This is a genomic window from Craterilacuibacter sinensis (assembly GCF_009831765.1).
GTDB classification, from domain to species: domain Bacteria; phylum Pseudomonadota; class Gammaproteobacteria; order Burkholderiales; family Chromobacteriaceae; genus Craterilacuibacter; species Craterilacuibacter sinensis.
Genome location: NZ_WSSB01000009.1, coordinates 21,824 through 34,503 on the forward strand (window position 1 = coordinate 21,824; position 12,680 = coordinate 34,503).

Below are 12,680 nucleotides of genomic sequence, written 5' to 3' on the forward strand. Positions count from 1 at the left end.
AAAGCCCTGCCTTGAAACAGGCAGGGCCGGCTTGCGCGCCAGGGCGTCGTCCTTACTGGGCAGCAGAGGCCGCGGACTTGGCCGGTGCGGCCACCGTCTGCCACTTGCCATCTTTCAACTGGTACAGGGTCACCAAGCCTTGCTTGATGTCACCCTTGGCATCAAAGGCGATCGTGCCGGTGATACCGTCAAGCTGGGTTTTAGGCAGTTCGGGCAAATACTTGGCAGGCTCGGCCGAGTCCGCACGCTTCATCGCGCTGATCAGCACACGGGTTGCATCGTAGGTGTATGGCGCATAGGCCTGAACCTCGCCTTTGAAACGGGTGTTAAAGCGTTCATTAAAGCTGGCATAGCCTGGCATCACATCTTTGGACGCACCGGCACTGGAAGAATAAACGCCCTCGGCGGCAGTACCGGCCAGCTTGATAAACTCGGCGGTATTCACGCCGTCAGCCCCCATAAATGCGGCCTTGATGCCGATTTTCTGCATCTGTTTGACCATGGGGCCGGCTTGCGCATCCATGCCGCCATAGAATACCAGATCCGGGTTGGCGCCTTTGATGGCGGTCAGAATCGCCATGAAATCGCTGGCGTTATTGGTGGTGTATTCGCGCTTAACCACCTTGCCACCTGCAGCTTGCACGGCCTTGGCAAAGTCGTCGGCCAGACCTTGGCCATAAGTCGTGCGGTCGTCGATGATGGCAATATTCTTGGCTTTAAGGTCAGCAACAGCAAATTTGGCCAGCGCATCACCTTGCTGGGTATCGTTGGCGATAATGCGGAAGGTGTTGCTATAACCTTGCTGGGTGAACTTGGGGCTGGTCACCGAAGCCGCCACCATGGGCAGGCCGGCATCCGAATAAATGCGCGATGCCGGGATGGTCGCACCAGAAGTCAGGTGTCCGACAATGCCGTTCACGCCTGCATCAAGAAAACGCTGGGCAACTTGGGTCGCGGTTTTCGGGTCGGCCTGGTCATCTTCTGACATAACTTCGAAGCGGACTTTTTTTCCGCCTAAAGTCACGCCTTCGGCATTGGCTTCTTCAACGGCCAGAATCACACCGTTGTCGCTATCGCGCCCCCAGTGTGCAAACGGGCCGGTCAGCGGGTTGGCCGAACCAATCTTGACGATCAGTTCGCTTTCAGCAGCAGGTGCCGAGGCGTCCGCACTTTGGGTTTCACCGCCCTTGTTGCAAGCGGTGAGGGTCATGATGGAGGCTGCGATCAGGCTAAGACGGAAGAACTGCATGGGATGCCCTTTATTATGATTTAAAAATACTTTTCCAGGGTCATGCACCAAAAATGCCTTTTGGTCATTCAGGTCGGCAACATACGGGTGGGTGTGCTGCCTGTGTACGATCGACTGGATACAACCGATGTACAGACAATGTCATATTATCGCAGCCAAGCCCCCCGTCAAGACCTTATTGGCATTTTATTGTGGGTGTTTTATTGTTTTTGCAATTAAAAATCATATTGTCGCTTGGTGCAGGAGGATTTTCGCTCTCTCAAATGCAAGCGGCAATAAAAAAGCGACCCGTGCGGGTCGCTTCTGTTGGGGTATTTAGCCTTGTTTACTGGGCAGCGCTGGCAGTTGGCGCAGCAGCAGGAGCACCGCCTACCGTCGTCAGTACATCCCACTTGCCGTTCTTGACCTGATACACGGTGACCGAACCGTTGTTAACATCGCCTTGCGGGTCGAACGATACATCGCCGGTCACACCCTTGTGCTGGGTTTTGCCCACTTCCGGCAGGTAGACTTTAGGATCTGTCGAACCGGCGCGTTTCATCGCATCCACCAGCACCATTACAGCATCGTATTCATACGGTGCGTAAATCTGGATTTCCTGACCATTGAAGCGCTTCTTGAACTTTTCGTTGAAAGAAGCAAAGCCTGGCAACTTCTCCTTAGGCTGACCAGGGCTTGCAGCATACTGGCCTTCAGCCGATTCGCCGGCCAGTTTGACAAACTCTGGGGTCTGCCAGCCATCGCCACCCATCAGCTTGGCTTTGATGCCCAGACGCTGCATCTGCTTGGCCAGCGGGCCGGCTTGTGCATCCATGCCGCCATAGAAAATCACATCAGGCTGCGCGCCCTTGATCGAAGTCAGAATGGCGTTGAAGTCAGTAGCGGTGTTGGTGGTGAATTCGCGCTTGACCACCTGGCCACCTTTGGCCTTGACCGCGCCTTCGAACTGGTCAGCCAGACCCTGACCGTAAGCGGTACGGTCGTCGATAATCGCGACTTTCTTCGCCTTCAGACCATCCACGGCAAACTCGCCCAAGGCCTTGCCTTGCTGTACGTCATTGGCAATGACGCGGAAGGTGGTTTTGAAACCCTGTTTGGTGTAGTCGGGGTTGGTCGCAGACGGGGAAATCTGCGGAATACCGGCGTCGGAATAGATCTTGGACGCAGGAATCGTCGTACCCGAGTTCAGGTGACCGACAACACCAACCACACCGGCATCAACCAGACGCTGGGCAACCTGGGTGCCGATTTTCGGGTCGGCCTGGTCATCTTCGGAGACCAGTTCGAATTTAACCTTCTGACCGCCAATTTCGGTGCCCTGTGCATTCAGGTCTTCGATCGCCAGAATGGCGCCGGCTTCATTATCCTTGCCCAAGTGGGCAATCGGACCGGTCATCGGCGAAACCTGGCCGATCTTGACGACAACTTCACCACTGGCAACCGCTGGAGCCGATGCATCGGCCGGCGCTTTTTCTTCTTGTTTGCCACATGCAGCCAAGGACATTACGGCTGCTGCAATCAGGCTAAGGCGAGCTACATGGTTCATATTGATGTTTCCCCTGAGTTAGACTTTTGATCACTGCCGCCACACATGAATGCGCCTGCAGATACCAAATGATTATGATAACGACCTATGGTGCTGTCAATGCCGTTTATCCTTGCTTTTCAAGGGGATAGCACATAAATATATTATTGCGTAGCTCCTAATTTTTTTGCCATATTAATGCGCATTTTGCCTGTTAAGTCGTCGATTCTTTCCCATCCAAGCAAGTTGTGGCAAATAATGTCTGCCAGCGCATCTATCCAGGCCGGACTTTCGTTCAGGCATTCGATATAGCGGTACTCGCCACCGCCGGCCATCAGGAAGTCTTCCTTGCCTTCCATGGCGATTTCTTCCAGCGTTTCGAGACAGTCGCCGACAAACCCCGGGCATACCACATCGACGCGGCGGGTCGCAGCCTTGCCCAGTGCCTTAAGGGTAGGGGCGGTATAGGGCTGCAACCATTCGGCACGGCCGAAACGGCTCTGGAAGGTGACGATATAGTCGTCTGCGCCAAGTTCGAGCGCTTCGGCCAGCAGGCGGCCGGTTTTCAGGCATTCACAGTGATAAGGATCACCCTTGGTTAGCGTAGCTTTGGGCACACCATGAAAACTCATGACCAACTTGTCCGGCCGGCCATTCTGGCGCCAGAACGAAGTTACGCGTTGCGCCAGTGCGGCGATATAGCCGGGGTGGTCGTGAAAATGACGCACCGTGCGCACTTCCAGCATATTCCTTTGCTTGAGCAGGGTCGTGAATACGGCATCCAGCGCCGTGCCGCTGGATGAGGCCGCATACTGCGGATACAGCGGCACCACCAGCAAACGATCGACACCGCGCTCGCGCATCTGGCAGATCACGCTTTCGACTGAAGGCTTGCCATAGCGCATGGCGTAGTCGACTACCAGATTCTGCTGCCCGCGCTCTCCCAGCAAACCCTTGACCAGCTTGCATTGCTTTTGCGTATGCACCAGTAACGGAGAGCCTTCCTGAGTCCAGATGGAGGCGTATTTTTCGGCTGACTTTTTTGGCCGGGTATTGAGGATAATGCCGTTAAGAATGGGCCACCACAGCAGGCGCGGAATCTCGACCACGCGCGGATCGGACAAAAACTGCTTGAGGTAGGGGCGAACGGCCTTGGTGGTTGGCGCATCAGGTGTACCCAGATTGATCAGCAGCACACCGGTTTTGGCGCTCTGGTCGTGACGAAATGCAGGTTCTGGCAGGGAGTGGGTAATCATGGCGATGGCAGTATCAGGAGTGAAAAAAGAGGGCATGCCGCGCCAGCCCTTTTGCCGGATAGCGCCACGCCCCGCCGGCCTTTAGTCTTCGCGCGCCGGCACCAGTACCGAACGGTTGCCGTTGGTTTCCATGGCGGATACCAGGCCCGCGGCTTCCATCTGCTCGATCAGGCGCGCCGCGCGGTTGTAACCTATGCGCAAATGGCGCTGTACCGAAGAAATGGAGGCTTTACGGGTCTTGAGCACAATGGCGACAGCGTCGTCGTACAAGGCATCCTGTTCACTGTCGCCGCTGCCGGTGCTGCCGAACTCGCCTACGTCAGTCCCTGCCTCGCTTTCGCCGGTCAACATCCCTTCAACGTAATCAGGTTCACCCGTGGTCTTGAGGAATTCGACGACATGGTGCACCTCATCATCGGCGACAAAAGCACCATGCACGCGATTGGGGTAGCCGGTGCCTGGCGGCAAAAACAGCATATCGCCCATGCCGAGCAGGCTTTCCGCCCCCATCTGGTCGAGAATGGTGCGGCTATCTATCTTGCTGGAAACCTGAAAAGCCACCCGGGTCGGGATGTTGGCCTTGATCAGGCCGGTAATCACATCCACCGACGGGCGCTGGGTGGCCAGAATCAGGTGGATGCCGGCGGCCCGCGCTTTTTGTGCCAGACGGGCAATCAACTCTTCGATTTTTTTGCCGGCCACCATCATCAGGTCTGCCAGTTCGTCTATCACCACCACGATATGCGGCAGATGTTCCAGCGGTTCGGGGGTTTCCGGCGTCAGCGAAAAGGGGTTGCTTAACTTGGTGCCGGATTTTTCCGCATCCTTTATCTTCTGGTTGTAACCGGCAAGGTTACGCACACCCAGCTTGGACATCAGGCGGTAACGTTTCTCCATCTCGCCCACGCACCAGTTCAAGGCATTGGCCGCATGTTTCATATCGGTGACCACGGGTGCCAGCAGATGCGGGATGTCTTCGTAGATGGACAATTCCAGCATTTTGGGGTCGACCATGATCAGGCGGACTTCCTGTGGCGTCGCCTTATAGAGTAGTGACAAAATCATCGCGTTGATCGCCACCGACTTGCCCGAACCGGTCGTGCCGGCTACCAGCATATGCGGCATTTTGGCTAGGTCCGCCACCACTGGCTGGCCGGAAATATCCTTGCCCATGGCCATGATCAGCTTGGAGGGGGAGTTCTGGTAGACATCGGCTCCGATAATCTCGGACAGACGCACAATCTGGCGCTTAGGGTTGGGTAGCTCCAGCCCCATATAGGTCTTGCCCGGAATGGTTTCGACCACGCGTATCGACACCAGCGACAAGGCGCGGGCCAGATCCTTCATCAGATTGACGATTTGCGCGCCTTTTACACCAACGGCCGGTTCGATCTCGTAACGGGTAATGACCGGCCCCGGGTAGGCGGCAATGACTTTGACTTCGACACCAAAGTCGGCGAGTTTGCGCTCGATCAGGCGCGAGTTGAACTCCACCGTTTCGGCCGAAACCGGTTCCTGCAGACTCTTGGGCGCTTCCAGCAAGGCAAGTCCGGGCAGCTCCCCGTGTGCACCCGCGGAAAACAGTGAAGGCTGTAGTGGCCGGGCTTGAGGGGGAGGAGGGACGGGGGGCGACGTTTCGCTCAGCGCCATATCCAGCACCGGTGGCTCGGCGACCAATGTGGGGACGGCGCGGGCGCGTGGCGCAGGCGAGGGTGAAGCTGCACTGACCGGCGGTTGAGGCGCACTGTGATCCACGCCCGCCAACTGGGAGGCCAATTGGGGCTCGGCTTTGCGGGAGGCTTGACGGCGACGCAAACTTGCTTGTTGCGCCAATAGCCATTGCCATAGCCGTAAAGCCCCTTTTTCCAAACCGGCGCCCACCTTTTCGGAAAGCTCCAGCCAGGACAAACCGGTCGAGAGGGAAACGCCGGCAGCAAACAACACCACCAGCAGCAAACCACCTCCGGTCAGGCCCAGTGCATGACTGAGCCCACCGCCTATCAGCTTGCCGAACAAGCCGCCACCGGCCAGCGGCAATGCAAGCTCCTTGCCTTCCAGTAGCATGGCCTCAAGGCCGGCACTACCCAGCATCAGCAGGCTAAAGCCGCCGATCGCTGCGCCCGCAACCGGTGTCGCCACTGCCTTGCTGGCGGAGAGTTTACGATAACCCCAGACGATGCCGCATAAACAAAACGGTACCAGCCACCACGCGCTATAGCCCCAGAGGTAGAGCAGAATATCGGATAACCAGGCACCGAAGGCACCGCCATAGTTTTGCAGTGTGCTTGATTCGGTACTGTGCGACCAGGAAGGATCCGCCGGCGAGTAGCTCGCCAGCGCAATCACCAGATACACGGCGGCGGCGGCCATCAGCAGCCACCACGCTTCGCGTAGCAAGCCGGTCAGATGGGGAGGTAAGGGGGTGTTCTGGTTTTTAACAGCTGCTTTACGCTTGAGGAGACGCATCTTCCAATAATCATGTTTCGTTTATGGAAGCAATTATAACGGCAAGTCGCATCTCAGCGAGGATAGAGTGCACCCAACACCCGTGCACCGGTTGCGCCGGTCACCTCAGGCAGGCTGCTGTTTTGCCGGCATACCAGCTGCCTGGCCAGCCAGGCAAAGGCTGCAGCCTCCACCTGATGCACAGGCAAACCCAGAGTAGCGGTGTCGCTAACTGACACAGCGGGCAACAAAACAACCAGTCGCTGACGTAAAACCCGGTTGAACGCACCGCCACCGCACAGATAAAGTTCGCGGCTGGCAGGTGCATGCTTTAAACAGGCCTCTGCAATCGTAACCGCGGTCAGCTCCAGCAAGGTCGCTTGCACATCAACCGCAGGCGTGGGGTGCTTGGCCAGTAGCACATCCAGCCAGTCAAGATCAAACAGATCACGTCCGGTGCTTTTCGGAATGGGCGCTGCGAAATAGGGCTCTGCCAGCATCGCCGCCAGCAAGGCAGGGCTAACCTTGCCCTGTGCCGCCCAGGCGCCATCCTGATCGTAAGCAAGGCCTTGATGGCGGTGTATCCAGGCATCCATCAGCATATTGCCGGGGCCGCAATCAAAACCGACGACCGCTTCGCCCGGCGTCAAACGCGTCAAATTGCTGATGCCGCCAATATTGACAATGGCGCGTGCCTTATCGGCATCGGCAAACAGCTGCTGGTGAAAGGCGGGAACCAGAGGTGCCCCCTGGCCACCAGCCGCAATGTCGCGGCTGCGAAAATCACCGGCCACATCAATCCCGGTAAGCTCGGCCAGAAGGGCCAGATTGCCGATCTGCAGGGTATAACCGGCCTGCGGGGCATGGCGTATGGTCTGGCCATGGCAACCAATGGCACAAATAGCATCCGGCGTCAGTTGCTGGGCCTTTAGCAAGCCATTCACAGCCTCCGCATAGTAGCCGGCCAGCACGCAGCCCAGCCGCGCAGCGCGATCCAGTTCGTTTGCGCCTGCAGGCTGCAAAGACAGGACTTGCGCCCTCACTTCAAGCGGATAAGGCAGGAAAAAATCCGCCTGTACCGCAAGCCCGCCCTCAGCATCGAAGGCTACCAGTACCGCATCTACACCATCCAGGCTGGTACCCGACATCAGACCGATAAAGCGTTCATTCATATACAGGCTTGTCCTTGACCTAGGGCTTAATCAAGCTGGGCGACATTGACAGGCAAGCTGCGCAGCAGCTTGAGGTTCGCAGCCAGTTGGCTGCTGTCACGCTTAAATGTCTGACGCTGGGCCGCACTCAGGCCGCGGGCAGGCAAGGTGGTGGTGGACGGGTTGACGGTTTGCCCGGCGATCATCACTTCCATATGCAGGTGCGGGCCGGTTGAACGGCCGGTGCTGCCCACATAGCCGATCACATCGCCCGCCTTGATCTGCTGGCCAGCACGCAAGCCTTGGGCAAAGCGGCTCATATGGGCATATAGCGTGGTAATTTTCTGGCTGTGAGCCAGTTTGACTACATTGCCGTAACCACTTTGACGCTCGACGCTCAGCACACTTGCATCGGAAGGCGCATAGATAGGCGTGCCGCTGCCGGCTGCGTAATCGATACCCTTATGCATGCGCATGCGCTTGAGTATGGGGTGAAAGCGGAAACCATAGCCCGAGCTGATGCGGGCATTCTTGACTGCCTGTACTGAAAAGCCTTTTTTCAGGGGCAAGCCCTGCGCATCAAAATAGGCACCGGATTCATTATCGAAAGCAAAGTAGAAGGCCTGATGGCTGACGCCGCCCTTGATGATCTCGACTGCCTCGATATTGCCGGTAGAGATAGGCATGCCGTTAAACAACAAAGTCTGATACACCAGATTAATCTTGTCGTCGCGGCGCAAGGCATCAAGGTCGAACTGGTCGGCAAAAATGTCGGCCAGTTGTGCCCGAACCTCGACTGGCACGCCAGCCTGAGCCAGAGCGCCGGTAGCGCTGGTTCTGACCGAGGCTGAGCGTATGGTCTGTATCGTCTCGGTTGGCAGCGGGTCAGCGCTGGCCTGCCACACACCATTGATCTGCTCCAATAGCACCAGCACCTGCTCGCCGTTTTCATCGTCATTCAAAAAGCGCAGGGTATAAAGATCGCCATTGTCGTTAGTCTGCACCGACAAGGTGGCGCCGGCTTTCAGCTTGAGCAAATCCTTGGACAGGGGGCTGGAGTAGAGGAATTTACGCGCTTCACCATCCTGAATACCCAAACGGCTCAGTACATGGCTCAAGGTGTCACCGCGTTGCATCTGGGCTTCACGCCAGTAGGGCGTCTTGTCTATGCTGGTGCGCTTGAACTCAGGCAAGCTTAAGCGCTCGCTAACCTGTTCAACGGTAATACTCTGTTCGGTGTTATTGCCTGGGCCTGCCGCAACGGCAACGGTGGTAACGATGCCAAATAGCGGTAACGCTGCTGCTGCCCCCATCCATGCCAATTTGTGGCTGATGAAAAAACGGGTCAATTTTTGCGGTAAAGCGCGCAGTTTGTGATAATCCATGTCTTGCGTTCCGTGCGCCAAGCGCTGTCATCTCTGGCTGGCAGCCTGTCTTGAGGCTGCCTGCACGTATCAAAGCGGGTCATGCTATCAAAAAAATAATTTATTCGAAAGCCTAATCCCTAGTTAAAACAATGGGATGGCGATTTTTCCTGTCCGAAGCAGGTTTTATTTACGTTCGAATTCCCTGCTTTTGTTAACTTATCCATCTTCGCCTGAATAGCCGATGACCTCATGAAACTGACCCTGCTGATCCCTTCGCTATTTTGGCCAGACCGTCATGATGCGCTCGAAGTCCTGAGTGGCCTGAGTCTGCCTGCGCTATCTTCATTGCTTGGCGCATCCAGACGCACGGCAGCAAATAAGGCCCTCTCCAGCATTCAGGCCACGCGCGCCGGCCTGTCATCGCTCGCCCCGGCGCGCTGGCTGGCTGGTACTTATGGACTCGACTCGGCATCGGGGCACTGGCTGCTAGCCGACCCGGCGCATCTCAGGGCGAATCGCGACCGTGCCCATCTGGCTGATTCTGGCATCATGAATTTGACGCAAAACGAAGCCGATGCCTTATTAATCAGTTTGAATGCGCTACTGCAGGAAGACGGAATGCACCTCTACGCGCCCCATCCGGCGCGCTGGTTCCTGCAGATGCCGGTGCCTGCCGCTGCCTCATTTACCCCTTTGCCGGATGCTGTCGGTGAAGATATCAATCGCCTGCTGCCTAGCGGCGAAAAAGGGCTGATCTGGTGCCGTTTATTGAATGAGTTGCAGATGTTGCTGCATGCCCACCCGGTGAATGACGCACGCGAGGCACGGGGGGAGCCTGCGCTTAACAGCCTGTGGCTATGGGGCGAGGGCGATGATCAGGAGCCGGTGTTTAATAATCTTGACCAGTTGTTTAGCGATGACGTGTTGATGCAGGCCATGGCCAGCCATGCAGCCATGCCTTGCGATGCGGTGCCTTACAGCTGGTCGGCCCTGCTGGATGTGTGCACCAAGGATAGGGTTGAAGTCCATCTGGAGCGCCTGCTAGCGCCCGCCCGCTATCGCGACGCATGGGGGTGGCGCGAAGCCATGCAGCAACTTGAAGCCGACTGGTTTGCGCCGCTATGGGCCGCACTGCGCTCGGGGCAGCTGTCTGAACTCAGACTGATAACAGATGGCCCCAGTGGTTTCGAAGCGCATCTGAGCCGGGCCGACACCTGGAAATTCTGGCGCCGGCCATGTGCGTTAGAAAAACTTCTGAACGATAACTAAAGAGCAAACCAAGGCAAGCATGTCGATCATTCTGACCCGTACGCCATCGCCGGAGGCGAGCAACACGCTAAGCGCCTCCGGCATACACCCCGTATTGTCACGCCTGTATGCCGCCCGTGGCATCAGCCAGCGCACGGAGCTGGATTACAGCCTGAAAGCCTTGTTGCCTTATCGACTGCTCAAGAATGTTGAAGCGATGGCCGAACGTCTGGCTAATGCCATTTTGCGTAAAGAAAAGCTGCTGATTGTGGCCGATTACGATGCAGACGGCGCAACCGCCTGTGCCGTCGCCGTCAAGGGCTTGGCCGCACTGGGCGCGGTGGTCGATTTTATCGTTCCCAACCGCTTTGAGTATGGCTACGGGCTCTCGCCCGAGATTGTCGCGCTGGCCGCTCAGCTTGCGCCGGACATTATCATCACGGTCGACAACGGCATCGCCAGCGTGGATGGGGTCAATGAAGCAAAAAAGCGCGGCATCGAAGTCCTAGTGACCGATCACCACCTGCCCGGCGATGCGCTGCCGGATGCGTTGATCGTTAACCCCAATCAACCGGGTTGCGAATTTCCATCCAAAAATCTGGCCGGCGTCGGGGTGATGTTTTATGTACTGATGGCGTTGCGTGCGCGCATGCGCGAGCGTGGCGATTTTACCGCGGGCAATGAACCTAATTTGGCCGAACTGCTCGACTATGTTGCCTTGGGCACGGTGTCCGACGTGGTCAGACTGGATCAGAACAATCGCATTCTGGTCGAAAATGGCCTCAAGCGTATGCGGGCCGGGCGCATGGCGCCCGGCATTTCTGCCCTGTTTCGCGTGGCGGGGCGGGCATCACACAAGGCGACAACTTTCGATCTGGGCTTTACGCTGGGGCCACGGCTGAATGCCGCCGGCCGTCTGGATGATATGAGTGTCGGCATTGCCTGCCTCTTGTCTCCTGACGACGAGCAGGCTGCGCGCCTGGCTGGCGAGCTGGATCATTTGAACCGAGAACGGCGCACGATAGAAGCGGGCATGCAGGAAGAGGCACTGGCCGGCCTGTCTGCCATCGACCCGGCAGATCGCTACACCTTGGCCTTATATCGTGATGACTGGCATCAGGGTGTAGTCGGCATTGTAGCTTCGCGACTGAAAGAACGTTTTCACCGGCCTACCATTGTATTTGCCCCCGGTGACGCGGGCCAGATCAAGGGTTCAGGGCGCTCCATTGCCGGCTTTCACTTGCGCGATGCGCTGGATCTGGTATTCAAACGCCACCCGGGCTTGATCCTCAAGTTTGGCGGTCACGCCATGGCGGCAGGGCTGACCCTGGACGAGGCGAGGCTGGATGAGTTTGCTCAGGCCTTCGAAACCGTGGCGCATGAATTGCTGGAAGCCTCCCAGCTGACACGCCAGATTGAAACCGATGGCAGCTTGCCGCTGGACTGTCTGGATCTGGATTTTGCCGAGCAATTGGGTGCGCTGGTGTGGGGGCAGGGCTTTCCCGCGCCGGCGTTTTGCGACCGGTTTCGGGTGCTGAGCCAGCGTGTACTGGGTGGAAAGCACCTGAAACTCAGGCTATGGAAAGAGGGCACCGAATTCGACGCCATGTATTTCAATCACGCCGACTGGCTGGCCGATGAGATCGAGGCCGTGTACCAGATTGTGGCGAATGAGTGGCAAGGGCGGAAAGAACTGCAGATTTACTTGCAGCATATCGCCTGAGGGTCAATCACTGGGCAAGGCTTTACGTGCCTTGCCCTTGGGGCTGGTCTGCTTGTCATTCTGGTTCATCCGGTTCAGGCGGCGCCTGATTTCATCCGACTCCATCCAGATATCCTCACCGCGCAAAATGCGCGACAACTCGCTCACTGTCAAAAAAGGCTTGCAGATATTCTGCATGACCTTCTCGAACCATTTGCCGATGGCAAACACCTGCGCTTGCTGCTCGTTGCCTTTGCCGATCAAGGCTGAGGTGTAGTTGTGAAACATCAGCTGGCAGTTGTCGTGCACGATCAATTCGTCGCCGACCAGAAACAGGAGTGCGCCCATCGAATAGGCACGCGCCTCCAGGATAGTGACCACACGCGCACGCGTCGCCAGCAGATTGTTGATGATCTGCAAACCAGTATCAAAGTCTCCACCCGGCGTGTTCAGATGCAAGAAGATCACATCGTTCTCGGTGGCGGTTCTCAATGCGTAAAACATTTCGCTGTAATGGCAAGGCTCTACGATTTCGCCTGACAGGTAGTAGGATATTTGCCGCAGCGTAATCTGGCTTTCGAAGCGCTGGTAGGCGACCACCGCGGATGTATCCGGTTCGTCTTCCGTGTTTTCAGGAAGGGGGGGGCTGTGTTTTTTTGGCATAACACACTCCGGAAAAGTCGGACGCCAAGTCCATAAAGCGTAGCGACGGGTTCATCTTTACGCCAGCTTGCAGC

At 57.0% G+C, this 12,680-nt stretch carries 9 protein-coding genes; 2 read left to right on the forward strand and 7 right to left on the reverse strand.

Annotation, left to right across the window (positions count from 1 at the left end):
• Positions 1-52: 52 nt before the first annotated feature.
• The 6 genes from GQF02_RS10550 to GQF02_RS10575 all read right to left on the reverse strand — a co-directional run bounded on the left by GQF02_RS10550 (position 53) and on the right by GQF02_RS10575 (position 9,011).
• Complete coding sequence (locus GQF02_RS10550) at positions 53-1,249, reverse strand: branched-chain amino acid ABC transporter substrate-binding protein (protein ID WP_160796964.1); 1,197 nt, start codon at positions 1,247-1,249, stop codon at positions 53-55.
• 325 nt (positions 1,250-1,574) lie between these two features.
• Positions 1,575-2,795: a branched-chain amino acid ABC transporter substrate-binding protein gene (locus GQF02_RS10555; RefSeq protein WP_160796966.1), complete on the reverse strand. Its 1,221-nt coding sequence runs from the start codon at positions 2,793-2,795 to the stop codon at positions 1,575-1,577.
• Positions 2,796-2,938: 143 nt separating this feature from the next.
• Positions 2,939-4,066 carry a ferrochelatase gene (gene hemH, locus GQF02_RS10560; protein WP_407924829.1) on the reverse strand — a complete coding sequence of 376 codons (1,128 nt, stop codon included), beginning with the start codon at positions 4,064-4,066 and terminating at the stop codon, positions 2,939-2,941.
• Between the two features lie 45 nt (positions 4,067-4,111).
• The gene (locus tag GQF02_RS10565) at positions 4,112-6,496 is read right to left on the reverse strand and encodes a DNA translocase FtsK (protein WP_160796968.1); all 2,385 of its coding nucleotides are present in this window, start codon (positions 6,494-6,496) and stop codon (positions 4,112-4,114) included.
• A 53-nt stretch (positions 6,497-6,549) separates the two neighbouring features.
• The gene (locus GQF02_RS10570; RefSeq protein ID WP_160796970.1) at positions 6,550-7,647 is read right to left on the reverse strand and encodes an anhydro-N-acetylmuramic acid kinase; all 1,098 of its coding nucleotides are present in this window, start codon (positions 7,645-7,647) and stop codon (positions 6,550-6,552) included.
• Between the two features lie 26 nt (positions 7,648-7,673).
• A complete protein-coding gene (locus GQF02_RS10575; RefSeq protein ID WP_160796972.1) occupies positions 7,674-9,011 on the reverse strand; it encodes a M23 family metallopeptidase in 1,338 nt (445 codons plus the stop codon).
• A 231-nt stretch (positions 9,012-9,242) separates the two neighbouring features.
• Between GQF02_RS10575 and GQF02_RS10580 the strand changes: the two genes are divergently transcribed.
• The gene (locus GQF02_RS10580; RefSeq protein ID WP_160796974.1) at positions 9,243-10,262 is read left to right on the forward strand and encodes a hypothetical protein; all 1,020 of its coding nucleotides are present in this window, start codon (positions 9,243-9,245) and stop codon (positions 10,260-10,262) included.
• 19 nt (positions 10,263-10,281) lie between these two features.
• The gene (gene recJ, locus GQF02_RS10585) at positions 10,282-11,964 is read left to right on the forward strand and encodes a single-stranded-DNA-specific exonuclease RecJ (RefSeq protein WP_160796976.1); all 1,683 of its coding nucleotides are present in this window, start codon (positions 10,282-10,284) and stop codon (positions 11,962-11,964) included.
• A gap of 3 nt (positions 11,965-11,967) precedes the next feature.
• Here recJ and GQF02_RS10590 read toward each other — a convergent pair whose 3' ends face one another.
• The gene (locus tag GQF02_RS10590) at positions 11,968-12,606 is read right to left on the reverse strand and encodes a Clp protease ClpP (protein WP_160796978.1); all 639 of its coding nucleotides are present in this window, start codon (positions 12,604-12,606) and stop codon (positions 11,968-11,970) included.
• Positions 12,607-12,680: the final 74 nt, after the last annotated feature.